The sequence below is a fragment of the Pseudoalteromonas issachenkonii genome, assembly GCF_002310795.1.
Classification (GTDB): domain Bacteria; phylum Pseudomonadota; class Gammaproteobacteria; order Enterobacterales; family Alteromonadaceae; genus Pseudoalteromonas; species Pseudoalteromonas tetraodonis.
In genome coordinates this window covers 2,402,505-2,426,237 of the sequence record NZ_CP011030.1, presented here as the reverse complement: position 1 = coordinate 2,426,237, position 23,733 = coordinate 2,402,505, and the positions used below count along the sequence as shown (strand labels likewise).

Annotated in this window: 27 protein-coding genes; 17 read left to right on the top strand and 10 right to left on the bottom strand. The window is 40.2% G+C overall.

The annotated features are described in order from the left end of the window. Window positions 1-91: 91 nt before the first annotated feature. The 10 genes from ccmA to PISS_RS11205 are packed head-to-tail and all read left to right on the top strand — an operon-like array spanning window position 92 to window position 7,807. Complete coding sequence (ccmA, locus tag PISS_RS11250) at window positions 92-712, top strand: cytochrome c biogenesis heme-transporting ATPase CcmA (RefSeq protein WP_076920609.1); 621 nt, start codon at window positions 92-94, stop codon at window positions 710-712. Beyond that, window positions 712-1,398, top strand: coding sequence for a heme exporter protein CcmB (gene ccmB, locus PISS_RS11245; RefSeq protein ID WP_033104087.1), 687 nt, complete (start codon window positions 712-714; stop codon window positions 1,396-1,398). The genes ccmA and ccmB overlap by 1 nt, the downstream gene beginning before the upstream one ends. A gap of 1 nt (window position 1,399) precedes the next feature. Then, the gene (locus PISS_RS11240) at window positions 1,400-2,137 is read left to right on the top strand and encodes a heme ABC transporter permease (protein ID WP_058155092.1); all 738 of its coding nucleotides are present in this window, start codon (window positions 1,400-1,402) and stop codon (window positions 2,135-2,137) included. Window positions 2,138-2,139: 2 nt separating this feature from the next. Then, complete coding sequence (gene ccmD, locus PISS_RS11235; RefSeq protein ID WP_008112240.1) at window positions 2,140-2,343, top strand: heme exporter protein CcmD; 204 nt, start codon at window positions 2,140-2,142, stop codon at window positions 2,341-2,343. Then, a complete protein-coding gene (ccmE, locus tag PISS_RS11230) occupies window positions 2,340-2,819 on the top strand; it encodes a cytochrome c maturation protein CcmE (protein WP_008465420.1) in 480 nt (159 codons plus the stop codon). The genes ccmD and ccmE overlap by 4 nt, the downstream gene beginning before the upstream one ends. A gap of 1 nt (window position 2,820) precedes the next feature. Next, the gene (locus tag PISS_RS11225; protein ID WP_058155090.1) at window positions 2,821-4,782 is read left to right on the top strand and encodes a heme lyase CcmF/NrfE family subunit; all 1,962 of its coding nucleotides are present in this window, start codon (window positions 2,821-2,823) and stop codon (window positions 4,780-4,782) included. Next, window positions 4,779-5,351, top strand: coding sequence for a DsbE family thiol:disulfide interchange protein (locus PISS_RS11220; protein ID WP_013465537.1), 573 nt, complete (start codon window positions 4,779-4,781; stop codon window positions 5,349-5,351). Before PISS_RS11225 ends, PISS_RS11220 begins: the two co-directional genes overlap by 4 nt. Beyond that, window positions 5,348-5,809: a cytochrome c-type biogenesis protein gene (locus PISS_RS11215; RefSeq protein ID WP_013465536.1), complete on the top strand. Its 462-nt coding sequence runs from the start codon at window positions 5,348-5,350 to the stop codon at window positions 5,807-5,809. Before PISS_RS11220 ends, PISS_RS11215 begins: the two co-directional genes overlap by 4 nt. Further along, the gene (gene ccmI, locus PISS_RS11210) at window positions 5,810-7,066 is read left to right on the top strand and encodes a c-type cytochrome biogenesis protein CcmI (RefSeq protein ID WP_033104089.1); all 1,257 of its coding nucleotides are present in this window, start codon (window positions 5,810-5,812) and stop codon (window positions 7,064-7,066) included. Window positions 7,067-7,075: 9 nt separating this feature from the next. Further along, window positions 7,076-7,807, top strand: a complete 732-nt coding sequence (locus PISS_RS11205; RefSeq protein ID WP_028834001.1) for an MlaA family lipoprotein — start codon at window positions 7,076-7,078, stop codon at window positions 7,805-7,807. Window positions 7,808-7,871: 64 nt separating this feature from the next. On the opposite strand, the gene PISS_RS11200 is transcribed toward PISS_RS11205, so the two are convergent. Next, window positions 7,872-9,095 (bottom strand): EAL and HDOD domain-containing protein, encoded by a 1,224-nt coding sequence (locus PISS_RS11200; RefSeq protein ID WP_033104090.1) that lies wholly within the window; start codon window positions 9,093-9,095, stop codon window positions 7,872-7,874. 344 nt (window positions 9,096-9,439) lie between these two features. Between PISS_RS11200 and putP the strand changes: the two genes are divergently transcribed. Further along, the gene (putP, locus tag PISS_RS11195) at window positions 9,440-10,951 is read left to right on the top strand and encodes a sodium/proline symporter PutP (protein WP_008113313.1); all 1,512 of its coding nucleotides are present in this window, start codon (window positions 9,440-9,442) and stop codon (window positions 10,949-10,951) included. Between the two features lie 211 nt (window positions 10,952-11,162). Here the strand turns inward: putP and PISS_RS11190 are convergent, their stop codons facing one another. After that, entirely contained in the window at window positions 11,163-11,462 is a 300-nt protein-coding gene (locus PISS_RS11190) for a YebG family protein (RefSeq protein WP_013465532.1), read from the bottom strand. 297 nt (window positions 11,463-11,759) lie between these two features. Between PISS_RS11190 and PISS_RS11185 the strand changes: the two genes are divergently transcribed. Next, on the top strand, window positions 11,760-12,053 hold the full coding sequence (locus PISS_RS11185) for a ComEA family DNA-binding protein (RefSeq protein WP_058155088.1): 294 nt from the start codon (window positions 11,760-11,762) through the stop codon (window positions 12,051-12,053). A 12-nt stretch (window positions 12,054-12,065) separates the two neighbouring features. On the opposite strand, the gene PISS_RS11180 is transcribed toward PISS_RS11185, so the two are convergent. The 3 genes from PISS_RS11180 to nhaB all read right to left on the bottom strand — a co-directional run bounded on the left by PISS_RS11180 (window position 12,066) and on the right by nhaB (window position 14,577). Then, the gene (locus tag PISS_RS11180; protein WP_058155086.1) at window positions 12,066-12,368 is read right to left on the bottom strand and encodes a DUF6170 family protein; all 303 of its coding nucleotides are present in this window, start codon (window positions 12,366-12,368) and stop codon (window positions 12,066-12,068) included. Window position 12,369: 1 nt separating this feature from the next. Beyond that, on the bottom strand, window positions 12,370-12,888 hold the full coding sequence (gene dsbB, locus PISS_RS11175; RefSeq protein ID WP_058155084.1) for a disulfide bond formation protein DsbB: 519 nt from the start codon (window positions 12,886-12,888) through the stop codon (window positions 12,370-12,372). Between the two features lie 117 nt (window positions 12,889-13,005). Further along, window positions 13,006-14,577: a sodium/proton antiporter NhaB gene (gene nhaB, locus PISS_RS11170; protein ID WP_058155082.1), complete on the bottom strand. Its 1,572-nt coding sequence runs from the start codon at window positions 14,575-14,577 to the stop codon at window positions 13,006-13,008. A gap of 301 nt (window positions 14,578-14,878) precedes the next feature. Here nhaB and fadR point away from each other — a divergent pair, with 301 nt between their 5' ends. Together fadR and PISS_RS11160 are read left to right on the top strand one after the other, a co-directional pair. Beyond that, on the top strand, window positions 14,879-15,592 hold the full coding sequence (gene fadR, locus PISS_RS11165) for a fatty acid metabolism transcriptional regulator FadR (RefSeq protein ID WP_008109093.1): 714 nt from the start codon (window positions 14,879-14,881) through the stop codon (window positions 15,590-15,592). Between the two features lie 236 nt (window positions 15,593-15,828). Beyond that, complete coding sequence (locus PISS_RS11160) at window positions 15,829-16,434, top strand: peroxiredoxin (protein ID WP_008109095.1); 606 nt, start codon at window positions 15,829-15,831, stop codon at window positions 16,432-16,434. Between the two features lie 59 nt (window positions 16,435-16,493). Here the strand turns inward: PISS_RS11160 and PISS_RS11155 are convergent, their stop codons facing one another. Together PISS_RS11155 and smpB are read right to left on the bottom strand one after the other, a co-directional pair. Then, a complete protein-coding gene (locus PISS_RS11155; RefSeq protein ID WP_033104092.1) occupies window positions 16,494-19,088 on the bottom strand; it encodes a TonB-dependent receptor in 2,595 nt (864 codons plus the stop codon). A 288-nt stretch (window positions 19,089-19,376) separates the two neighbouring features. Further along, the gene (gene smpB / locus PISS_RS11150) at window positions 19,377-19,856 is read right to left on the bottom strand and encodes an SsrA-binding protein SmpB (protein WP_013465526.1); all 480 of its coding nucleotides are present in this window, start codon (window positions 19,854-19,856) and stop codon (window positions 19,377-19,379) included. 148 nt (window positions 19,857-20,004) lie between these two features. Here smpB and PISS_RS11145 point away from each other — a divergent pair, with 148 nt between their 5' ends. Both PISS_RS11145 and PISS_RS11140 read left to right on the top strand, forming a co-directional pair. Further along, the gene (locus PISS_RS11145) at window positions 20,005-20,445 is read left to right on the top strand and encodes a type II toxin-antitoxin system RatA family toxin (RefSeq protein ID WP_013465525.1); all 441 of its coding nucleotides are present in this window, start codon (window positions 20,005-20,007) and stop codon (window positions 20,443-20,445) included. Further along, on the top strand, window positions 20,442-20,765 hold the full coding sequence (locus tag PISS_RS11140; RefSeq protein WP_013465524.1) for an RnfH family protein: 324 nt from the start codon (window positions 20,442-20,444) through the stop codon (window positions 20,763-20,765). The genes PISS_RS11145 and PISS_RS11140 overlap by 4 nt, the downstream gene beginning before the upstream one ends. A gap of 50 nt (window positions 20,766-20,815) precedes the next feature. On the opposite strand, the gene PISS_RS11135 is transcribed toward PISS_RS11140, so the two are convergent. Beyond that, window positions 20,816-21,175, bottom strand: coding sequence for an outer membrane protein assembly factor BamE (locus tag PISS_RS11135; protein ID WP_013465523.1), 360 nt, complete (start codon window positions 21,173-21,175; stop codon window positions 20,816-20,818). A gap of 106 nt (window positions 21,176-21,281) precedes the next feature. On the opposite strand from PISS_RS11135, the gene PISS_RS11130 reads away from it, so the two are divergent. Further along, window positions 21,282-21,623, top strand: coding sequence for a GIY-YIG nuclease family protein (locus PISS_RS11130; protein WP_024602045.1), 342 nt, complete (start codon window positions 21,282-21,284; stop codon window positions 21,621-21,623). Here PISS_RS11130 and PISS_RS11125 read toward each other — a convergent pair. Together PISS_RS11125 and PISS_RS11120 are read right to left on the bottom strand one after the other, a co-directional pair. Beyond that, complete coding sequence (locus PISS_RS11125) at window positions 21,569-22,288, bottom strand: M28 family peptidase (RefSeq protein WP_257720504.1); 720 nt, start codon at window positions 22,286-22,288, stop codon at window positions 21,569-21,571. The two genes, PISS_RS11130 and PISS_RS11125, sit on opposite strands and share 55 nt — an antisense overlap. A gap of 193 nt (window positions 22,289-22,481) precedes the next feature. Continuing rightward, on the bottom strand, window positions 22,482-23,672 hold the full coding sequence (locus tag PISS_RS11120; protein WP_058155081.1) for a tetratricopeptide repeat protein: 1,191 nt from the start codon (window positions 23,670-23,672) through the stop codon (window positions 22,482-22,484). Between the last annotated feature and the right edge of the window lie 61 nt (window positions 23,673-23,733).

Below are 23,733 nucleotides of genomic sequence, written 5' to 3'. Positions count from 1 at the left end.
ATTTTAAGTAAATCGATTCTAAAGCAATATTCGTATTACCCTATCATTATGGTAGACTTACGGCTAATTTTTGGCAGAGAGAATCGTCATCTTGTTACACATTAAGTCCGTTACTTGTATCAAGCAAGAGCGTTGTTTGTTTGATGAACTTAATTTTAGCCTTAAAAGCGGTCAAATCATGCAGTTAGCCGGCCCTAATGGGGCTGGTAAAACATCATTATTGCGCATTATTGCTGGTTTTTCGCTGCCGGATGAAGGTGATATTTTATACCTAAATCAATCTATCAAAAAATATTATGACGAATATGCCAGAGACTTATTATTTATAGGCCATAAAACCGGTGTTAACGTACAACTTAGTGCACTTGAAAATGTAGCACATTGGTTGGCTATTAATGGTTATGTTGATACTCCTGACTTATACCCTTTATTAAGTAAGTTAGGTTTAGTGGGGCTGGAAGATGTGCCTGTAAGAATGTTATCTGCGGGTCAACAGCGGCGGGTGGCACTCGTTCGATTATGGTTATCTGAAGCGAAGTTATGGATTTTAGATGAACCTTTCACGGCGCTAGATAAAAGCGGGGTTGCCTTTTTACAGCAACGTTTTACTGAGCACTTATCAAAGGGGGGCGCTATTTTGTTAACAACACACCAAGATTTAACCACCCACTTTAGTGACTTACAAACGTTGACTTTGGAGTACCGCCACTAATGACACGACAGCATTCATATTGGCAGTTATTTGTCGCGGTATTTAGCAAAGACGTTAAGCTCGCTTTTCGTCAGCGCGCTGAAATAGTTAATCCTATCTTGTTTTTTTTAATTGTTATCTCACTGTTTCCATTAGCCATAGGGCCTGAGCCAGGCTTGTTATCAAGAATGGCACCGGGCATTATTTGGGTTGCGGCTTTATTATCGACCATGCTTGGCCTTGATAAACTGTTTAGAGATGATTACCACGACGGCTCTTTGGAGCAGCTCATTGCTTCGTCATACCCATTATCATTAACGGTACTGGGCAAAGTAGCCGCACACTGGGTGATCACCGGCCTCCCGTTAGTGCTAATGACCCCTTTATTTGCTTTACTACTAAATTTAGATACGACGGCCCTAATGGCTACGTTATTAACGCTATTATTGGGTACGCCTTTATTAAGCTTCATAGGCGCAATAGGGGCGGGCTTGACTGTGGGATTACAAAAAGGCGGCATTTTAATGAGTCTGCTCGTTTTGCCTTTGTATATTCCGGTTTTAATTTTTGCAACTTCCGCTATTGATACCAGCACTATGTCGCTGGATTACAGTGGTCAGCTTGCAATCCTTGGTGCGATGTTAGTCGTTGCGACTATCAGTGCGCCAATTGCCATATCATCAGCATTAAAAGTGAGTGTAAGTTAATATGTGGAAGTGGTTACATCCGTATGCGAAAGCAGAGCGAGCATATCAATTATGCAATACTCTACTGCCATATTTTGCAGTAGTAACGGTTATTAGTATGATTGTCGGTTGGGTATGGGGATTAGGTTTTGCTCCTGCCGATTACCAACAAAAAGACAGTTACCGTATTATTTTTATTCACGTGCCCTCCGCTATTTTATCTATGGGCGCCTATTCATCAATGGCGATTGCTGCCATTGTTGCGTTGGTATGGCAATTACGCAATGCAGAGCTTGCGGTTATTGCAATAGCACCCGTAGGTGCCTGCATGACCGCAATAGCCTTAATCACCGGTGCTGCGTGGGGTAAACCTATGTGGGGTGCTTGGTGGGTATGGGATGCACGACTGACCTCTGAGCTCATTTTGTTATTTTTATATCTAGGGGTGTTGTCTTTGTACCATGCCTTTGAAGATAAAAAATCAGCCGGTCGCGCCGCGTCTATTTTAGCTATTGTTGGGGTTATTAACTTGCCTATCATTCACTTTTCGGTGGAATGGTGGAATACCCTGCATCAAGGGGCAAGCATCACTAAGTTTAACCGCGACGCGGTAGATCCAAGTATGTTTTGGCCGTTAATGATTAATATTTTAGCCTTTGCCGCGTTTGTTGGTACTGTGACTTTAATTCGTTTTAAAAATGAAATTTTACACCGTGAAAAGCACCGCCCATGGGTGCGACAGTTGTTAACTAAGGGGTAATTATGCAGTTTGACTCGTTTTCAGATTTTATTGCAATGGGAGGCTATGGCTTTTATGTATGGCTTTCTTTTGGTACATGCGCATTAATTTTATTAGGCATTTTATTTAGCTCGTTACGCGACAAAAAACAAATTTTAGCGTCGGTAGAGCAGCAAATTGCGCGTGAAACTCGAATTAAAAATTCTAAGCAGGAGCAAACCTCGTGAACCCTAGACGTAAAAAACGCCTTTTGGTTATTATTGCCGTACTCTTTGGTATTGGTGGATCAATTGGTTTAGTGTTGTACGCCTTACAAGAAAACATTAATTTGTTTTACACCCCCAGTGAATTAATTGATGGTAAAGGCCCGAATAAAGAAAAGCCTCATATAGGACAAAAGCTCCGCATTGGCGGTATGGTTGTCCCTGGTACAGTACAAAGAAATGAGCAAAGCTTACAGGTAAGCTTTAAGTTGATTGATACTGGCCCATTGGTCACGGTGCGTTATCAAGGAATTTTGCCTGATCTATTTCGTGAAGGGCAAGGAATTGTTGCACAAGGTGTGCTAGTTGAACCTAACGTCATTGAAGCGTTTGAAGTACTGGCTAAACATGATGAAGAATATATGCCAGCCGAGGTTGCCGAGGCAGTAAAAGGAATTAAGCACGAGAAACCAAAATACAATTTAGATAGTGGGAGCTAATATGATCCCAGAACTTGGTTATTTTTCCCTAACATTGGCCATGGTACTGAGTATTCTGTTGTGTATTTTCCCACTTTGGGGTGCACACACAGGAAACCTTCGTTTGATGCGCGCTGCGCCATCACTTGCTATTGGTCAGTTTGCATTTGTTGCTTTGTCTTTTGCTGCGCTTATTTATGCCAGCTTAACTGATGATTTTACCGTATCTTATGTAGCGTATCACTCAAGTAGCACCTTGCCTTGGTATTATAAAATAACCTCAACATGGGGTGGCCATGAAGGCGCTATTTTACTGTGGTTATTAATGCAGGCCGGTTGGACCGCCGTTGTTGCTGTGCGTTCAAAGTCACTGCCTTGGGTACTTCGTGCTCGCGTATTAGGTGTGCTTGGCTTTTTAGGTGTCGGATTTATGATGTACACCTTGCTACTTTCAAGTCCGTTTGAACGTTTACTGCCCTATTTCCCTGTTGAGGGACGCGATTTAAATCCATTATTACAAGACCCAGGGATGATCATTCACCCTCCATTACTTTATATGGGGTATGTCGGTCTTTCTGTTGCTTTTGCCTTTGCTATTGCCGCGTTGTTAACCGGCAAGCTTGATAACACCTGGGCAAAATGGTCACGCCCATGGACAATGACGGCATGGGGCTTTTTAACCTTAGGTATCACCATAGGTAGTTGGTGGGCCTATTCAGAGCTAGGCTGGGGCGGCTGGTGGTTTTGGGATCCTGTTGAAAACGCATCACTCATGCCATGGTTAGTCGCAACCGCGTTACTGCACTCTTTAAGTGTGACTGAAAAACGTGGCGTATTTAAATCATGGACAGTGTTACTGGCTATTGCGGCGTTTTCATTAAGTTTACTAGGCACCTTTATCGTTCGCTCAGGAATTATTGTTTCGGTGCATGCCTTTGCAACAGACCCTGATCGTGGCTTATTTATTCTTGGCTTTTTGGCCGTAGTTGTTGGTGGCGGTTTAGCGTTATATGGCTTGCGTGTCTCACAAGTTAAAAGTGAAGGGCGTTATAAATTTGTATCGCGTGAAGTGGCACTTTGGTTAAACAATATTTTCTTAGTAGTTGCTACGTTAATTGTACTGTTAGGTACATTATTACCTATGGTGCACAAGGAAATGGGGCTAGGCAGTATTTCAATTGGCGAACCTTTCTTTAATAAAATGTTTGCTATTTTACTGGTGCCATTTGCTATTTTAATGGGCATTGGACCTTTCCTGCGTTGGAAGCAAAATAAGTGGGCCTTTTTACAAAATAAAATATTTGTAGGCGCACTAGCCAGTATTATCATTACCTGTGCGTGGTTATTTAGTAGCTATGAGGTAGTGACTCCATTAACACTTTTAGCAACCACGCTAGGTGTATGGATATTTATTGCCACTTTTATTGATTTATATACCAAAGCAGCGGTTCATGGCTCGCTTAAGCTCGGTATAAAGCGTTTAGGTTTAAGCTATTGGGCAATGGTGCTGGGGCATGTTGGTTTAGCCTTTGTTATAGCGGGCATTACACTCACCTCGGCGTATTCAGTTGAGCGTGATGTATCGATGAAGCAAGGCGATATCGTGCAGCTTAACCAGTATCAATACCGCTTTGAAGGTGTGAAGACCATTCGTGGTGCAAACTACAGTGGTCATGCTGGTGTCGTGACGGTATTAAAAGGGAATGACACTGTAACGCGTTTATATGCAGAAAAGCGTCGTTACGATATTGGTATGCAATTTATGACCGAAGCCGCTATTGATGCCGGATTCACTCGTGATTTATATCTTGCGCTTGGTGAGCAACTAAGTGAAGGGGCATGGTCATTACGCATTTACCATAAGCCGTTTGTACGTTGGATGTGGATTGGCGGTATTCTGATCTCACTCGCTGGTTTTGTGATTTTATTCGATAAGCGCTATCGCGCCTCACCGCGAAAAGATGAAATAGAGGGGGCAGTATGAACCGTAAACTTATCGCAATTGCCCCTTTATTAATTTTTATCTTTATTTGTGTGTTTTTATACCAAGGGTTGTTTGCCAACCCGCGGGAAATACAAACAGGGCGAATTGGTCAAACGGTGCCTGCGTTTAATTTACCTGATTTAATGCAAGACGATAAACGTTGGACTGATGAGCAGCTAAAGGGTGACGTGTATTTACTAAACGTATGGGGCACATGGTGTCCGACGTGTTTAGCTGAGCTTGGCTATTTAACTAAGCTACGCGAGCAAGGGGTTAAAATTATCGGCTTGTATTATGTACAAAGTTACGACGCCGATTTTGATGGCCCATTTGATATGCAAGCGCTGCGTGATGATGTGAGTAATATGCTTTCACGTGCGGGCGACCCTTATCAATTTAATATTTTAGATTTAGAACGTTCATTGTCTTTAGATTTAGGGGTGTCCGGTGCACCAGAGACATTTTTAGTAGATAAAAATGGCACCATTTTGTTACATCACACTGGTGATATAAACCCTCGAGTTTGGCGTGCTAAGTTTGCGCCTATTATGCAGGAGCTGCAGCCATGAGATTGTTTTTATTAACCCTTAGCTTGTTTGTTAGTGTAGCTGCGTTTGCTCAGCAAGACCGTTATCAATTTGATAGCAACGAGCAAGCTGTTCGCTTTGAAGAGCTAACAAAAGAATTACGTTGCCCGAAGTGTCAAAATCAGAATATTGCTGACTCTGATGCCGTTGTCGCAAAAGACTTGCGCGAGCGAGTGCTGGCGTTGGTAAAAGATGGCAAAACCAAAGATGAAGTTATTGATTACATGATTGATCGATATGGCTATTTTGTTCATTACGATCCACCGGTAACACCTGCCACGTTAATACTGTGGGTACTTCCGGTACTCATCGTAATAATTGGGTTTGGCTTTATTGTGATTCGCCAACGTAAAGCGTCGGTAAAACAAACCTGGAGTGACGCTGATGAAGTGATGCTCAATAAGCTGATTAAACAAAATAAACATCAGGAGCAAAGTTAAATGATTTTAATGTGGGCGTCTTTTGCTTTACTCACACTCATTGCATTGCTGTTTATTATTGTGCCTTTTTTAAAAAAAGAGCGCGTAGTAACCATTACTCATAACGCCAATGCACAGCTTATCAGCATTTATGAACAGCGTTTAGTTGAATTACAGGCAGATTTAGATAATCAACGTATAGACTCGCAAAATCACAGCGAAGCTATTATTGAATTAAAACGCCGCTTACTTAATGAATTATCGCCAGAGAAGTCACTAAATAGTCGTGGTGACAATCGTATATTTGCTTTAACAGGGGCGGCGTTTTTAATTGCATTAGCAGGTATTTTCTATGCAATGACAGGCAGCCAGCAACAAATTGCAGCTTGGCATGATGCAATGGATAACTTGGCCGATTATGGTCAGCGCGCCGTAATGCAAAAGGGCGAGCCATTAACTAAAAATGAGTTACAAGCGTTTGCCCTAGCACTGCGTACTAAGTTAAGCCAAAGCGGTGATGATGAAGTTGCTTGGATGTTGTTAGGGCGTGTTGCTTTAATGCTAAATGAATTTGATATGGCGAAACAGTCATTCGATAAAACATTAAAAATAAACCCTGATAATATGCAAGCGCTTGTTAGCTACTCTCAGGTGCTATTACTTGAGGGCAGTGAAGAAAACATGACTCGTGCAGCGGGTATGCTTTCTAAAGTACTGCAAGCTCAACCAAATAACCTTGATGCGATTTCGTTACTTGCACTAATCGCCTTTGAGAGAAAAGACTGGCTACAGGCAAAGGCAGCGTTTGAGGTGCTACTTGCAAGTATGGATGAGTCTGATACGCGCTATGCTATGATCAACCAACGTATTAGCGAAATCGATCTACAAATTGCTCAGCAAAACGTGGCAACCAGTGGCGATCAGTTAGCGGCTCAAAGTATTCAAGTTACCGTTGATATCGATAGCCAACTTGCAGACAAACAGCCCAATAACGGTATTTTGTTTGTGTTTGCTAAAGCGGCTAAGGGATCACCGATGCCTTTAGCCGTGGTCAAACTAACAGACTATAGCTTTCCAATTACGGTTGAGCTGAGCGATGCTAATGCCATGATGGCAGGGCTAAACTTATCGAGTGCGAGTGAAATTATCATTTCTGCGCGTATCTCTAATGATGATTCAGTTATGCCAAGCACTGGGGAGCTTGAAGGGCATTCTCAAGTGCTTGCTTCTAAAGAGGTGCGCCAAGTGCAACTGAACATTGATACATTAATACCTTAAGGATTTGAGATGTTAAAACAAGGCTTACTTTTATTATGTTTACTCACGTTATCGGGTTGTGCTCAAGTGCCTGAGAGTAAATATGATGAGCGCGATCCCATACAAAGTGTAAACAGACCTATTTATGACTTTAATATGGACGTACTTGATGCTTATATTTTAAGGCCTGCGGCAGTGGGTTATATAACAGTAACCCCACAGCCTGTGCGTCGAAGTATTGTGCATTTCACCGATAATATTACCGCACCGGTTGATATTATTAATGCGGGTCTGCAAGGAAAGCCAAGCAGTGCCGGAATTAATTTTGCGCGCTTTTTAGTGAATTCTACGGTGGGAGTGTTTGGCTTATTTGACGTTGCAAGTTCGTTAGGGCTTGAAGTAACTGATGAAGATTTTGGCCAAACCTTAGGTGTGTGGGGAGTAGGCGATGGTGCCTATTTAATGATCCCGGCAATGGGGCCATCAACTGCACGTAACTTAACCGGTGATGTTGTTGATAATGTGGTTTTACCTGAAATTGCACTGACAACACCACAAACAATTTTAGTGTTTGCGTTAAAGGCGGTTGAGGCAAGGGCGTCTTTAATGGCTCAAGAGGGTTTATTAAATGATTCATTAGACCCATACCTGTTTGTTAAAGACATTTACTTTCAGCGTCAGTTATATGAACTCTACGATGGCAATCCGCCAATAAAAGAAGAGCCTGAAGATTTTGACGAAGATTTCTTAGAAAGCCTTTAATAAAAATAAAAACGCCAGCAAATGCTGGCGTTTTATTTTTAGTTATTAATTGCTAATGAGCGCTTTAATTATCAATCATTATCTGCATTTGTTCACTAACCCAATTAAGTGCTTCGTGGTAAGCATCAGGCACATCATCACCTAAGTTAAGCTGTTGGGCTTTATCGTTAGCAGCTTGCCAGTTACCCTGCTCATAGAGAGTTACTAAGTTTAAATACTCAGCAAGCAGCCCTTCATTGTTTAACAGTGCCGCTTTTATCTCATTTGAAAGCGGTAGCTTAAGCATTACACTGTCCATCTCTTCATCTAGTATGGCATCCATAAGCGACATCATGCCGGTTAAAAATGCTATTCCTGTATCTCTAAGTTTGCCATGTGAAATTGCTAAAAGCTCACAAAAACGCGCGCGTGTTAGCGACAACCTAATAAGCTCCAGAGGTTTGTCTGCAGAGACTTGTGCGGCAAATAATAAAGAGAGTAGTTTTTTTATTTCAGCCGCGCCCAATACAATAAGCGCTTGTTTTATTGTGTTTATTTCAGAGCGGCGAGCAAATGCTGCCGAATTTGAGTAGCGTAGCAGCTTATACGATAAGTTGACATCACGCTCAAATACATCGGTGATTTTTTTAAGATCCATTTCTACGCTGGATGTTTCATAGAGTAGCTCAGCCAATGCCATGCCCGATGGCGGTAACGCCTTGCTTTGCACCATTTCTGGTTTTGAAAAGAAAAAGCCTTGAAAGTATTCAAAACCTAGTTCAAAAGCTTGATTGTAAAGCGCGTAAGTTTCAACCTTTTCAGCAAGTAATTTTATGTGTGGATAAGGTTTTAAATCCTCTATGATCGTTTTAACGTTTTCAATATCACAAGTTAAAAAGTCGACTTTAATAATATCGATAAACGGATAAAAGTGCCGCCATACAGGTTGATGTGCATAGTCATCTAGCGCTAGCGTATAGCCTTTTTCTTTTAGGTCTTTAACAATTGCCAATAAGCGTTTACCTGGCTGGACGGTTTCGAGTATTTCAATTACCACCCCATCTTTGTTTAAAAGGGTTGGGTAGCCTTTTAACAAGGTGTCTAAGGTAAAGTTAATATAAGCGGGTTTATTATCAGTTAAATCTTCTAAGCCAAAGTTAAATTGACTGCCTTCAATCAGTCGAGACGTGGCTTCATCGCCGTCAATATTTGGAAATACGTTATCAACTCCATCACGAAATAAAAGCTCATAGCCAATTAGTTCTTTATTGCGATCTAAAATAGGTTGCCGAGCAGCGTAAAAATACATATAGGATTCCGAAAGAGTAGAAATTGATTAACATTGTAATAATATATTGGAAAACATTCAAAATAGCATCGGTAAAATGAACATTATTAATAAAATACTATGGTTGGTTTGGTATTTCTTAATCTAATTTTATTGTTTTTCATTTTATTTGTTGCAAAAGTGAGCTAACCGATGGTTTTTTATCTACTTAAATGAGCGGGTTGGAGTTATTAGCAATTACCGTGTTATAGTTCAGTAGAAAGCTTTTATTCCAATACTGTCTTAATTATAAGATTTCAAGAGTCATTATTTGGATTAAAAGCCTGTTATTACTTATTTAAGTGGAGGCAAATTTGGAAACAGGAATGATTATTTCACTGGCATTATATTTTATTGTAATGCTGGGAATAGGACTATACGCATATAAGCAATCTACCAGCGATATATCAGGGTATATGCTAGGTGGTCGTAATTTAGCCCCCAGTGTTGCTGCCTTATCAGCGGGTGCATCAGACATGAGTGGTTGGTTACTTATGGGCCTACCTGGCGCAATGTACTTGTTTGGGCTTAGCAAGGTTTGGATTGCTATTGGCTTAGTGTTAGGCGCATGGGCAAACTATTTCTTAGTCGCCCCAAGACTGCGTGTTTATACTGAAAAAGCAAATGACTCTATTACCATCCCTGATTATTTTGCAAATCGTTTTGATGATAACAAGAATATCCTCCGTGTGATCTCTGCAATTGTTATTATTGTGTTCTTTACTTTGTATACTTCATCAGGCGTAGTCGCCGGTGGTAAGTTATTTGAAAATTCATTTCAGATGAGTTACGAAATGGGTTTATACATCACCACGGGTGTGGTTGTTGTTTACACCTTATTTGGTGGCTTTTTAGCGGTTAGCCTAACAGACTTCGTGCAAGGTTGTATTATGTTTATCTCCTTGCTTGCAGTACCTATCGCTACTTATATGATGCTAGATCAGCCATTTATGGATACTTTAGCAAATGCAAATTACCAGCAGTTGTTAAGTTCACCTAAAGCCAGTGAAATCCATTCATTGAATATGCTTGATTGGTTTGCTGGTGGTTCTACCATTGCTATTATTTCTGCGATGGCTTGGGGCTTAGGCTACTTTGGTCAGCCACATATTATTGTTCGCTTTATGTCTATTCGCTCAGTGAAAGAAATGCCAACTATGCGTCGTATTGGTATGTCTTGGATGACACTATCTGCGATTGGTGCGGTATTTACCGGTTTATTTGGTGCTGCCTTTATGATTGAAAACCAAATGCCTATTGCCGATAAAGAGACCATTTTCTTAGTATTAGCTGAACTTATTTTCCACCCATTAATTGCTGGTTTCCTACTGGCTGCTATTTTAGCTGCGATTATGAGTACGATTTCATCGCAATTATTGGTGTGTTCAAGCTCGCTTACTGAAGACTTCTACAAGATTTACTTAAACCGCGATGCCTCGCAAACTGAGCTGGTGTTAGTAGGGCGTATTAGCGTAATACTGGTTGCGTTATTTGCTATTTACCTAGCGTATGACCGTAATAGTTCAATACTTGATTTAGTTAGCAACGCATGGGCTGGTTTTGGTGCTGCATTTGGTCCACTTGTCTTGTTTAGCCTTTACTGGAAACGTATGAACTTAAAAGGGGCTATTAGCGGTATGGTTGTTGGTGCTTTAACAGTGCTTGTATGGATTTATGCGCCTATTACCATTAATGGTGAGAGCTTAAGCAGTGTAATTTATGAAATCGTCCCAGGCTTCATTTTAGCGAGTATTGCTATTGTGGTAGGAAGCCTTGTGACAGCTGAACCGAAAAAAGAAATTACTGATCTGTTTGATGAAGTTGAATCGTCATTGTAACTGATTAGCTAACGTAAAGTGTTGGTTTTTATAAATGCCAATCAGTTTAACTGGTTGGCATTTTTTTATTGGCTGACCTTTAGAAAAGACCATTCATCTCGTTTAATCACCGATTACTTGCCTTTAGCTATTATTATTTAAAGGCATAAAAAAACTGAATTCGAATACCGAATTCAGTTTTTTAATAATTACTATTGAGCTTTTGAAAGTACTAACTCGCTGCTTTATCTTTTATATCCGCAACGTTATCTGACTTTGTTTTTTTAGCTTTAGTGGGTACTTCTTTACCACCTTTAAGTACGGCCATAAAGTCGTCTTTACTTTTTGCAATCTCCAGCGCGAGCGACTCAACCTGTTGTTCACTTAGCGGCACATCTACTTTTTCAAGCATGAGTTCTAGTGACTCGGCAATATCGAGCATTTTGTCATAGGCATCAGCTTCTTTTTTAGTAGTAAACGTCATGCGCTCGACTCCGTTTCGTTCTACAACATATTTAACAACAACAGCCATGATTTCTCCTGCTTACTTACGTGGCAATATGATTATTTTAAATCATTAGATTACTGTTTTTATATACAGTACAAGCTTGCGCGTGGTTTTGCAAGCTTTAGCCTTAGTTTATCTGCAGCTTGGTTGACAATAAAGAGTAACTCTACTTTATTTATTAAGTCACTTTATAACGCGTTGCAGTAAAGGAGTCGCAAGGAGTGATTGTTACCGTTAGTACTTAGTAACCACAACGTTATGTAAAAGTGCTGGGTGTAAATAATCAACGAATGTTCATGTAAGAACACAAAAGGAAATAGTATGAAATTAATTAAAATCATCTCATTAGCCGCTGCTTTATATTTATTACCTATGGGTACCACCTTTGCGCAAAGCGATATGCTATCAGAGCAGATGCAATCAGCCGTGGTTAATATTAATACTGCTGATTTAAAACAGTTAATTAAGTTACCAGGTGTTGGCAAGAAAAAAGCACAGGCAATTATCGATTATAGAGAAGCAAATGGTGATTTCGCATCACTTGAAGATCTAGCTAAAGTAAAAGGGGTGGGTAAAAAAATGCTAGCCAAACTTGATGGAAAGGTGACGTTTTAACTAAAAGGGGCGCTATGCGCCCTGATCAAACTGTTTTAAGGCAGCACCAAGGTGCTTTTTAGCAAAGTTAATATCTACGGGGGCGGTTAGTAGTGGGTAGCTTAAACCAGCCACAATCAAAAAGGGCACGAGTAGCCATCCTTCAAAAAGGGTAAATATTAAAAAAAATGGGCTTAGCAGCATAAGCTTTACAATACGCATTAACACTCTGTCACTAGGAGAGAGCATACTTAACGAGATCGCAATAACGGTTTGTCTTTGACGAACTTTTAAGTGTTTAAGTTCGTCAACGTGGCTTGAAAAAAAAGTAAACATATTAAAGTGACTTTTTAGAGATTAATCGACTGGCCACTAACGCAAAAAGTGTGGCGGTAAACAATACAAAAATAACTTCCATCCATGCTGGCATACTTAAGCCTGCAAATTGCCAATCTATGTTTCCGCAATCACCGGTTGCCTCAAAAAATTGCGGTATCCAATGATGTAATGGCATAAACTCTGGAAAATTCGGCTCAAACTCACAGCTAAATGCAAAGGGGTCAGTGGTTGTTTGCATTTCAATGTGTTCACGAGCTATTAGTAACCCCCATACACTTGAAACTCCCCACACTGTATAAGCGACAATACGGACTACGAGGTTGTTTGGTTTACTGGCGCCAATAATACCGGCAAAAAGTAAGCCTAATACCGCGGTGCGTTGGTAAATACACATAATGCACGGTGCTAACCCCATGTTGTATTGAAAAAAGAGCGCGATGACTTCAAGCAGAAAAACAATCCCACTGAATAATAACCAAGGTGTACGTTGAGTACTTAGATTAGCAAGCCAGTTCATAACAAATCCGTATTTAAATAAGGGCTTAGATTATGACGTAGGATAAACAGCGGAGCAAGTAAAAGGGAAAAGTGAGGAGCTATGAAATTTCCTAGCTCCTCAAAGTTGGGTAAGCTCTTAATGCCCAGAATTCGCTACAGGGATGTGGTGTTGTATTATCCCCCAGTCATAAAACAAACTGGTTATTTCACTCAAGCCAAAATAAGTCGAGCTTAACCCAACAAAGGTAAGCACAAAAGTGTAAGGTAAAGCCATATACACCATTCGACCGTAAGATAGGCGTAACACGGGAGCTAGTGTTGATGTCAGTAAGAATAAGAAAGCAGCTTGACCATTAGGGGTGGCCACGCTGGGTAAGTTTGTGCCGGTGTTTATCGCCACTGCAAGTAAATCAAATTGGTCTCGAGTTATTTGACCTGCTTTTAGAGCTGCAGCAACTTCATTTATATATACAGTGCCGACAAATACATTATCACTGACCATTGAAAGCAATCCATTAGCGATAAAAAACATCACCAATTGTAAGTGCCCTTCAAATGTTAGTACCCAAGTAATCACAGGAGTAAAGAGTTGTTGATCGATGATTACTGCAACTACACTAAAAAATACACAAAGTAGTGCAGTGAAGGGGAGGGCCTCTTCAAAGGCTTTACCGAGTTGGTGCTCTTCTATTATGCCGGCCGACGACGTGGCTAAAATAATTACCGATAATCCAATTAAGCCCACGGTTGCTAAATGTAACGCTAAGCCAGTAATTAACCAGATAGCGATAAGTGCTTGAATTGTGAGGTTAACTCTATCGCGTTTGGTACGTTTTTTATCAAGTGTTTGTGCATGGTTTTTTAAAATAGCATGAATTGTTTCTGGCAGTTTTGCCCCATAACCAAAGGTTTTTGTTTTTTCTAATAAAAAGGTTGTTAATAAGCCCGCAAAAAGCACGGGTAAAGAAACGGGCAGCATTCTTAAAAAGAACTCTCCAAATAGCCAACTTGCTCGCTCTGCAATAATTAAGTTTTGTGGTTCACCAACCATAGTACACACGCCGCCAAGTGCGGTTCCAATCGAGGCATGCATGAGTAAATTACGTAAAAAAGCACGAAACTCTTCAAGATCTTGACGGTTTACCTCTTTTACTTGGTTATCATCGTTAATATCGTGCTCACTAATAAAATCTTTTCCTGAAGCCACCTTGTGATAAATACTATAAAAGCCCATGGCCACCGCAATAACAACCGCCATTACAGTTAGGGCATCTAAAAAAGCTGATAAAAACGCAGCAGCTATTGCAAACGCAAGCGATAAAACGGTTTTACTTCTTACTGAAACCACTAACTTGGTAAAAATATACAGCAGCAGATCTTTCATGAAATAAATACCGGCAACCATAAAAATAAGTAATAAAAGCACATCTAGGTTTTGTGCTATTTCATGTTCAACTTGCGTGGTTGATGTCATACCAATTAATAGTGCCTCAATGGCAAGTAGACCACCAGGTTGCAGTGGGTAACACTTGAGCGCCATGGCCAGTGTAAAAATAAACTCAATAACCAGTACCCAGCCAGACAAATAAGGGTTTAATTGAAACAGCAGCGGGTTAATTATTAAAAATGCAATAATGGTGTATTTATACCATTGAGGTGCTTTACCTAAAAAATTTATAAATATTGCAGATGGGACACTCTGTTGCATGATTTTTCCCTAGGGAGGCGTTTAATAGTCTGGTTAATGTCATTAACTTAGTCCAGCTTATAGAGGGTGTAAACAACTAAATAATAATAGTCAAAGTGTCTGGTATGAATAATAGGTTGGCATTCATATTGTGTTTAAAACCTATCGGTAAAACTAGCGAATCATACAAGTAAAGTTGCCTTTTTAATCACATACCTAGGTAATTTAACTTACTTTACTTGTTAGTTGTGGCTTGTCTGGTACAATCAGTCAGTTAATCGTATGTAGCGATGTGATGTGAATTAATTCGAGTAGGAATTGAATGAGAATTTTTAAAGCGAAAAGCCCAGCAGGATTTGCTGAGGAATACATAGTAGAGTCAATCTGGAATGGTGATTTTCCTCCAGGTTCAATTCTGCCTGCTGAGCGTGAACTCTCAGAGTTAATTGGTGTTACTAGAACCACATTACGAGAAGTATTACAGCGATTAGCTAGGGACGGTTGGTTAACAATACAACATGGTAAACCTACTCGCGTTAATAACTTTTGGGAAACCTCAGGATTAAATATCCTTGAAACACTGGCACGTTTAGATGAAGATAAAATGCCAGAGCTAACCGATCAGTTACTCTCAGCACGTACTAATATCAGCGCAATTTATACCCGTGCAGCTATAAAGCTTGCACCAGAGCGTGTTATCGAAATTTTATCACAAAGTGATGAATTAGAAGACAGCGCGCAAGCGTTTGCAGATTATGATTATAAAGTTCATCATGAATTAGCTGTTGCCGGTAACAATCGCATTTATGTGCTCATCCTTAATGGCTTTAAAGGTTTTTATTCTAAGATTGGCTGCCATTACTTTTCAGATCCTCGCACTCGCGAGCTTGCACGCCAGTTTTATAAAGACTTAACTAAGCTTGCTGAGAATAAAGAGCACGATGGTGCAATATTCATGATGCGTAAATATGGTCATCAAACCGGTGAAATATGGCAACATATTCGCGGTGATATGCCTAGCGATATTATGGATTAGTAAAAAGAACCTGCTTAAAGCAGGTTTTTTTATGATTAAAAATCAGTCCATTTATCAAGCGTTCGCTATTTTAGAACGGTGCTATCTATAAATACGATTGTTAATTTATTTTTGATAGCCATAGAATAATGTTTAATTAAATATGGTTGCTATTGTAATTTTAAAATTAGTGCCCATATTAGTAATCAGTATTGCGTAAGCAATTGACAATAAACTCAAAATATTTGGAGAATAAAATGGGTGTATTAGTAGGCCGTCAGGCACCAGACTTTACCGCTGCAGCTGTTCTAGGTAACGGTGAGATTGTAGATAGCTATAACCTTCACGAAAAAATCAAAGGTAAAAAAGCAGTAATCTTTTTCTACCCACTAGATTTCACATTTGTATGTCCTTCTGAGCTTATTGCTTTTGATAAGCGTTATGCAGAATTCCAAAAACGTGGCGTAGAAGTAATTGGTGTTTCTATCGATTCACAATTCTCACACAACGCATGGCGTAACACGGCTGTAGCAGACGGCGGTATTGGTAAAGTTCAATACGCACTAGTTGCAGACGTTAAACACGAAATCTGTAAAGCATACGACGTTGAGCACCCAGAAGCGGGCGTTGCATTTCGTGGTTCTTTCCTAATCGATGAAGAAGGTAACGTACGTCACCAAGTAGTGAACGATTTACCACTGGGTCGTAACATCGACGAAATGATCCGTATGGTTGATGCACTAGCATTCCACAGCGAGCACGGTGAAGTATGTCCTGCTGGTTGGACTGAAGGTAAAAAAGGAATGGACGCAAGCCCTGAAGGCGTTGCTAAATTCTTATCTGAAAACGAAGGCGAGCTATAATTTAGCCCTTTAGTTTAAGAAAAAAAACCGCCAAAATGGCGGTTTTTTATTATTTTAAATTAAAACGAAAAGCTAACTTTAGTGTAAATGTAACGACCACGAGGGTTGTGTACACCCGATGCGTAACCATACAGATCTGAATCACCGTCACCAATTGCAAACGGTGGCTCTTCATCAAATAAGTTGTTCACACCTAGCGATACCTTTGCTGACTCAGTAATACGGTATGATGTTTGTAAATCTACCAGTACTTGTGAATCAACAGTACGCGATGTATTACTATCGAAGTCTAAGTTACCATCGAAGTCGATATCTGGCGTATCTTCAAACTCACCTACATAACTAATGTTCATGTTTGTGTTGAACTGACCAATTTCCCAGTTAGTTGAGAAAATCCAGCGATGCTCTGGGTAGCCATATTCGCCGGTATAATCGCGGCCGTCTTTTTCAAATTTATCTTGGTAAGCCCATTCTAAATTGAATTTTAGTAAGCCTAAATCATCCAGTGAGTGATTGTAGTTTGCTGAAATATCAACGCCCGAAACTTCTTGTGATGACACGTTTTCAAAAGTACTGAAAATCTTTTGAATAGTCCCTAAACTGTCCGTACCTGAAGGAGGTAAGCGAACACATACGGTACTGTTTTGGTTATTACACTCTGAGTTGTAAATTGGACCAAACTCTTGCTCATCAATTTTATTGTCTTGGGTGATACTCCATACATCTACACTCAAACCAAAGTCAGTTGTAGGTGCCCAAATAAAGCCGACGTTCCAAGATTCAGACTCTTCAGCCTCTAAGTCAGGATTACCAGCAAATTCAATGTTGTAATCTAGTGCATCACAATCTTTACCTGTTGCGTCACAACGGTAATTATCGATAAAGAACTGGCTCTCTTGAGATGGCCCTAAACCTACTTGTGCAAGTGACGGTGCTCTAAAGCCTTGTGCCCAAGAACCACGCACTGTGATTTCATCAGTAGGTGCCCAGCGTAAAGCGACTTTAGGATTGGTTGTGGTACCAAAGTCACTGTAATCATCGTAACGACCAGCAAGTTGTAGCTCTAAGTTCTCAGCAAGTGGAATTGAAAACTCTACATAGGCAGCGTATTGGTCACGCTCTGCTGCAGCTGACACAGACTCGGTACCAAAGATTAATCCTCGTTGGAATTGATCATCTGGCGTATCCGTTACGTCCTCTTCGCGGTATTCAATACCGGCCGCCATCATGACAACATCATCACCAAAGCTAAATGCTTCACCTGAAATGTTAGCATCGAACGACGTCATATGAGACTCGCCTTGACGAACCAAACTCGTAGTAATTCTATCAATTACGGCCGGATCGTTGTAAGTGCCGCCAAATGGGTTGTAGTTACCGGCATCAATTTCTTGTTGTAAGAAGTCGGTGCGTACCCAACCTTGTGAGCGATCCCCAGTTTGTAATGACTTACTACGTCCTTTTTGTACCGCTGTTTCCCAGCTCCAATCGTTTATTTCACCTTTTAAACCAGCAACAAAACGTAATGTGTCTGATTCGATATCCCATTGGCGCGCACCCGCATCTACGGTTCTGTAACGACCTATTTCAATATCTTGGCCGAATGGGTTATTAGGGTGACTACCTGGTACTGTTAAGCCCGCATCTTCATCAAGTGGCGTTGGGGCACCTGCTGCAATTGAGCTGTTATGCTGAACGGCCATTTCTAAGAAGCCCGTTATGCCATTATCAAAGCGGTATTCAAATTGTGAAATAGCACCTACACGTTCTGATGCCGGTGCAATATAGCCAAATGGACCATAGTCAAATAAACAACTGCCACTTGATGTTGCATTTTCTGCAGGACACGCAGGGTCTATTGTTTTAACGCCATCAACATAGAAGTAGCCAGGGAAGCCACGTGATGAACGGAAATCTTCACCGCCATATGGAGATTGATTAGCAGTACCTAAACGCCCCATTTCATCTGATGATAAAGAGGTGTTTTTAAAGTAATCAATAATAACGGATGCGCTACTTTTTGCACTAGTAGTACCCCAAACAATACTGGCTGTAGTTTCTTCATAGTTAGGGCCATCTGTGCCGCCGTAACCTAAGTTTACTTCAATACCGTCAATATCTTTTTTCAAGATAACGTTTACAACACCCGCTACAGCATCAGAGCCATAGATTGCTGAGGCGCCATCTTTTAAAATATCAATACGTTCGATTGCTGAAACAGGAATACTGTTGATATCAACGAATGAGTTGGTGATCCCTTCAGCAAATGCGCTGATTGCAACACGACGACCATTAATAAGTACCAAGGTAGCATCGGCGCCTAAGCCTCGAAGGCTGACGGCAGCTGAGCCATTTGCGGTTGAGTCTTGGTTATTACCACGGGTTGAAAAAGTACCATTACCTGCAACAGGCATTCTTTCAAGAAGCTGTTGTAGGTTGTCATAACCCATGTTTTCGATGTCTTCTTTATTAATGGATTGTACTGGAGACGGGCCTTCGATGTCCGAACGTTTGATACGAGAGCCTGTTACTTGAATACGTTCTACTTTTTCTGCAGTTTGCTGTGCAGCATAAGTCGTTGTACTAAAACCTGCTGACAATGCGATAGTAGCACCGATGATTAAGCTCGGTGTAAATGCAATTGATTGCTTCATCCTTAAGTCCTTGTTGATATGTTATAATTTACTTGTTTTACAAGTCGAATTATTAATACCATGTAACTTAACTGTTATCAATTGGCCACAAAGATGATTTTGTTATCTGCACTAATATGTACTGATTTTCTCAATAAAGGTAAACGATAGGATGCTCGCTATTTGGCGCTGTAACGTGATTTAGTTATTATTGATAAACAAAACGCCGAGCGACTTTAATTTGTAATAATTTGTATTTTCCTAAAAATTTAGCAAAAAAAAGCCTAACATGATGTTAGGCTTTTTCATTTAAACTTTATGTTTCATTAAGCGTTCTTTTTCACGGGACCAATCTTTATTTTTACCGTCTTCACGTTTGTCATGCATTTTCTTACCTTTCGCTAAATGGAATTCAAGCTTTACCCAGCATTTTTTCCAATACATAGCTGTGGCAATTAATGAATAACCATCACGCTCGGTTGCACCTACCAAACGGTCAAGTTCACGTCTGCTGAGCAATAATTTACGATAACGCAGCGGGTCGCAAATAACATGGGTTGATGCACTATTTAAAGGCTGGATTGTGCTGCCTAATAAAAACGCTTCACCGTTTTTAAGATGAATATAAGTTTCAGAGATATTTACTTTACCTGCTCGGATACTTTTTACTTCCCAGCCTTGGAGTTCAATACCTGCTTCAAACTTGTCGTGTAAAAAATACTCGTGTCGCGCTTTTTTATTTAGCGCGATGGTATTACTTGTCGATTTTGATGAATTTTTCTTAGCCATAGTGCCCTATAATATACGTTATACGAGATGTTTTACATCGATTTTTTTAAATTATACATGCAAAAGCGAAGGATTCATTTAAGCGCGATGAAAGTTTGGGGAAACGCACAAAGCTTGCTAAAATTCCTGCACACAGTTGGGAGTGAGTATGCCACAAATAGAAAAAAGTGCGCTGGTTATGTACAGCACTAAAGAGATGTTTGATCTAGTCAATGATGTAGAAGCTTATTCGCAGTTTTTACCTAATTGTTCAGACTCAAAAATTATTAAGCAGCATGATAATAACATGACCGCCAGTTTAGAAATATCTAAAGCCGGTATAAAAAAATGGTTTACCACTGAAAATACGCTAATTGATGAGCAAACAGTGATGCTTCGCTTGGTCGATGGGCCTTTTAAAACCTTACAAGGTCGTTGGCATTTTCAGCAATTAGATGCACATGCGTGCAAAGTACATTTACAGCTAGACTTTGAATTTTCTAGTAAGTTAATAGAACTTGCGTTTGGTAAAATTTTTAATGATGTGGCTAAAAATATGGTGAGTGCCTTTACTCAACGTGCAAAAGCGGTATATGGAGAGCGTGCATGATCAATATTGAAATTGTGTTTGCGTTGCCAACGAAAGCAACCACGCTAAATATAGAGGTATTCCAAGGTACCACCGCAGAGCAAGCAGTGATCCAGTCAGGTATTATTAAGAAGTGCCCTGAGATTGATGCAACCGCTTTAACTTTAGGTGTATGGAACAGAACGGTAAAGCTTAATCATGAGCTTAAAGACGGCGATAGAGTTGAAATTTACCGCCCATTAATTGCCGACCCTAAAGATGCCCGCAGAAAGCGCGCCGAAAAAGCCAAAGAAGAGGGCCGCGCAAATAAAGTAACCGGTGGCCGACCGTTAGATCGTTAGATACAAAAAAGGTGAGCCATGCTCACCTTTTTCAATTAAACCCAAATGGCTTATTGCTCTAAAGGGGTTGTAAAGTTTTCTGGTTGCTCATAGTCACCAGAGACCGTTACCAACTTTTCATTTTCAAAGTTTAATACTAATGATTTATATTGTTCATTAGCGCGCCCTTTATTAAAGCTGTAAACGTAACGCCAAGTATTTTTATCGAAGGCGTCTTCGGCAATCGGTCTGCCTAGTACATAAATTACTTGCTCGCGAGTCATATTAACGCGAAGCTTATCAACGTCTGATTGTTCTAAAAAGTTACCTTGAGGGATGTTGATTCTGTACACCCAGCTAGAACAACCTGCGGCTGAACTAAGCGTTAAAGCGACGATAAGCCAAAGAGAAAAAGTTTTTAACGACTGCATTGTTAGTTGTGATCCTTATTTTTTATAATCTACATGATACCGATTAGTCACTCAAGGTAAAACCCTTTTGAGTAATTGTTTTTGTTTAGCGCGTTAAGGCGAGGTTTTGACCATTAATAATCAAAAAAGTTTAAACGATGAGTTGTGCAATAGTAAAAGTAAACCGGCTGTTTGGTCACTGTATATTGTGCAAACACGGCTTGGTCATTGGTATACCGGTATTACAGTTGATGTAGCGCGTCGTTTAGCAACGCACCAAGCGGGTAAAGGGGCAAAAAACCTCAAAGGGAAAGGACCGCTGGTGCTCATTCATCAGCAACAAGTTGGGACTAAAAGCGACGCAAGTAAATTAGAATATGCGATTAAAAAACTTCCACGGGCAAAAAAAGAGGCTTACGTTGCTGCTTTTAAAGGGGGACTGAATACCTCAGGGTTTGTCAAAAGCTGATTAATAAATGCCTCAATTAGCAATACTGCTTCTTGATAAAGAGCAGTATTAATATTTTCGAGCGTATCTTTTGCTGTGTGATGATAGTTATCGGCGCCCATCGAAAAGTACACATACGGAATTTTCTGTTTAGCGAATGAATAATGGTCGCTGGCTCTGTGCCAGTCTATTTGTTTCGTGTTGGTGAGTCGACTCATTTTTCGTGATGAGTAAACGGGCTTTAATTCGACACTCGTATTTTTTATTTGGCTAAATAGTGGAGTGAGTTGGTTTTTTAACGAACGACTTGTTAGCGCGTATAACCGCTTATGCGATTTTTTAATTGCCAACATATCTAAGTTAATATTTAAAGCAACAGGGAACTGGCGCATTGTTTTGGCAAAGTGCTCACTGCCGTGTAAACCGTTTTCTTCAGCGTCTGTTGCAACAAACACAAAACCATAGGATGATTGCACCTTTAAAGCGTTCGATAAGTATAGTAATGCGGCAACACCCGAGGCATTATCGTTAGCGCCAGGGTGTAATTTTCCGGCTTTTAGGCCTAAATGGTCGTAATGCGCTGTAATAACAATAACAGGCAAATTTTTTGCTGTTTTGGTCGCAACAATATTTACGCCTTGCGCCTTAGAAAACAGCCCTGATGGATAAGTAAAAGGTTGTTCTATAACCGTCAGTTGATGCTCTTTAAAGCGTGCTTTTAAATATTCTCTGGTGAGTAAAGCCGAGTGACTATTCGTTTTTCTGCCTGCTAATTTAGAGCTGGTTAGCGTTGTTAAATCAGTGAATAACTGCGGCTCAATCGGCTTTGAGAGTCCACTCCAACTTATAAAAAATACAATGCAGGTTAAGCTAAATAATTTAATAATGATTCGCCTTAACGATAAGTGATTTTAATGCGATGAGTTTATTATCATAGCGTTGTTTGTCATGTGTAAAGTCTGCTTTTTTTCTGGCTTTACGCAAATGAAATTCCGCCCTAGCTATATTATTTAACTCAAAGTAACTTCGCGCCAGTCCAAAGTGGCTTTCATGTAAGGTTGGTGACATAGCGTTCGCTTTTTTATAGTGGCTAATTGCGCCTTTAAAATTACCATTTACATACTCACTGTTACCAAGCGAGATATGATAGTAAGGATTTTCTTGGCGTTTTTTGTCAAGCTCAGCCAATAGCTTTTCGCCTTCGGCCACTCTATCTGTGAGTGTGTATAATAATGCTAAGTTACCTTGTGCAGTATTATTATCAGTATTTAAGGCAATAGCATAGCGATACATTTGCTCCGCTTGCTTTAAACCATCTAATTGTTTAAAGAGTACCCCTAAATTGCCCCAGCTAGCACTAAATGAAGCGTCCGTATTGATTGCTGCTTTGAAATAGCTAAACGCTAAATCATAGTGTTTATTTACCAGTGCCTCACCCCCTTTATTATTATAAAACATGGCGGTCACTCTTTTTTTTGAAAGCAATGAGGTTGCAAAACGGGCTTGTCGGCTATTGGGATCAAAATCAATGATTAAACGCTTATTACGCTGATAAACAAGTGAGCTGTCTTTGAGTTTCGTTTTATTGTCTATGGCAAGGTTGATGTGCCCCGTGAGTAAATTAAATCCCTGATTTAGAGACCAATACTCCGGAATGTGTACTTTTTGAAAGCGAGCTTTAAGCCCTAAATGCTCAGCTAAACTATATGCTAAAATTGATAGTGACAAGCAATTGGCGTTTAAGTTTTGATAGCTCTGAGATGCGGTTTGTGTCGTGGTGGATTGATAAGATAAAGCGCTATCGCCATTTGTGAGTAAAAAACTAAGTAGGCTATACGCTATTTCATCAACTGATTTACTCGATTGCACGTAAGCATTTAATTGCTGTTTGAGGCTATCGTCGAGTTGAAATATTTGTTGCTCAGACTCTACCAGCTGCTGTTGTAATTGCATGGGAGGAGTAATAGTGGGGATTGGCACGCTTATATTGGCGTTATCTGTGGTGCTACAAGCACACAGAGCCAGCAGACACACAATCAGTAAATAATGTTTACCTTGGAGAGCATTCATACACACCTCTGTACAAAAAACACACTTAAGTATAGTGGTTATTTTGTACAGAGGTTATTTT

Bases quoted from the DNA above. Each gene is read 5' to 3' on its own strand.
- fadR (WP_008109093.1), top strand. From the start codon at position 14,879: ATGAGAATTTTTAAAGCGAAAAGCCCAGCAGGATTTGCTGAGGAATAC.
- ccmD (WP_008112240.1), top strand. From the start codon at position 2,140: ATGCAGTTTGACTCGTTTTCAGATTTTATTGCAATGGGAGGCTATGGC.
- PISS_RS11200 (WP_033104090.1), bottom strand. From the start codon at position 9,095: ATGTATTTTTACGCTGCTCGGCAACCTATTTTAGATCGCAATAAAGAA.
- PISS_RS11180 (WP_058155086.1), bottom strand. From the start codon at position 12,368: ATGTTTACTTTTTTTTCAAGCCACGTTGACGAACTTAAACACTTAAAA.
- PISS_RS11225 (WP_058155090.1), top strand. From the start codon at position 2,821: ATGATCCCAGAACTTGGTTATTTTTCCCTAACATTGGCCATGGTACTG.
- PISS_RS11135 (WP_013465523.1), bottom strand. From the start codon at position 21,175: ATGCAGTCGTTAAAAACTTTTTCTCTTTGGCTTATCGTCGCTTTAACG.
- PISS_RS11120 (WP_058155081.1), bottom strand. From the start codon at position 23,672: ATGAATGCTCTCCAAGGTAAACATTATTTACTGATTGTGTGTCTGCTG.
- PISS_RS11190 (WP_013465532.1), bottom strand. From the start codon at position 11,462: ATGGCTGTTGTTGTTAAATATGTTGTAGAACGAAACGGAGTCGAGCGC.
- PISS_RS11145 (WP_013465525.1), top strand. From the start codon at position 20,005: ATGCCACAAATAGAAAAAAGTGCGCTGGTTATGTACAGCACTAAAGAG.
- ccmB (WP_033104087.1), top strand. From the start codon at position 712: ATGACACGACAGCATTCATATTGGCAGTTATTTGTCGCGGTATTTAGC.
- PISS_RS11160 (WP_008109095.1), top strand. From the start codon at position 15,829: ATGGGTGTATTAGTAGGCCGTCAGGCACCAGACTTTACCGCTGCAGCT.
- PISS_RS11205 (WP_028834001.1), top strand. From the start codon at position 7,076: ATGTTAAAACAAGGCTTACTTTTATTATGTTTACTCACGTTATCGGGT.
- dsbB (WP_058155084.1), bottom strand. From the start codon at position 12,888: ATGAACTGGCTTGCTAATCTAAGTACTCAACGTACACCTTGGTTATTA.
- nhaB (WP_058155082.1), bottom strand. From the start codon at position 14,577: ATGCAACAGAGTGTCCCATCTGCAATATTTATAAATTTTTTAGGTAAA.
- PISS_RS11155 (WP_033104092.1), bottom strand. From the start codon at position 19,088: ATGAAGCAATCAATTGCATTTACACCGAGCTTAATCATCGGTGCTACT.
- smpB (WP_013465526.1), bottom strand. From the start codon at position 19,856: ATGGCTAAGAAAAATTCATCAAAATCGACAAGTAATACCATCGCGCTA.
- PISS_RS11240 (WP_058155092.1), top strand. From the start codon at position 1,400: ATGTGGAAGTGGTTACATCCGTATGCGAAAGCAGAGCGAGCATATCAA.
- PISS_RS11185 (WP_058155088.1), top strand. From the start codon at position 11,760: ATGAAATTAATTAAAATCATCTCATTAGCCGCTGCTTTATATTTATTA.
- ccmI (WP_033104089.1), top strand. From the start codon at position 5,810: ATGATTTTAATGTGGGCGTCTTTTGCTTTACTCACACTCATTGCATTG.
- PISS_RS11220 (WP_013465537.1), top strand. From the start codon at position 4,779: ATGAACCGTAAACTTATCGCAATTGCCCCTTTATTAATTTTTATCTTT.
- PISS_RS11215 (WP_013465536.1), top strand. From the start codon at position 5,348: ATGAGATTGTTTTTATTAACCCTTAGCTTGTTTGTTAGTGTAGCTGCG.
- PISS_RS11140 (WP_013465524.1), top strand. From the start codon at position 20,442: ATGATCAATATTGAAATTGTGTTTGCGTTGCCAACGAAAGCAACCACG.
- putP (WP_008113313.1), top strand. From the start codon at position 9,440: ATGATTATTTCACTGGCATTATATTTTATTGTAATGCTGGGAATAGGA.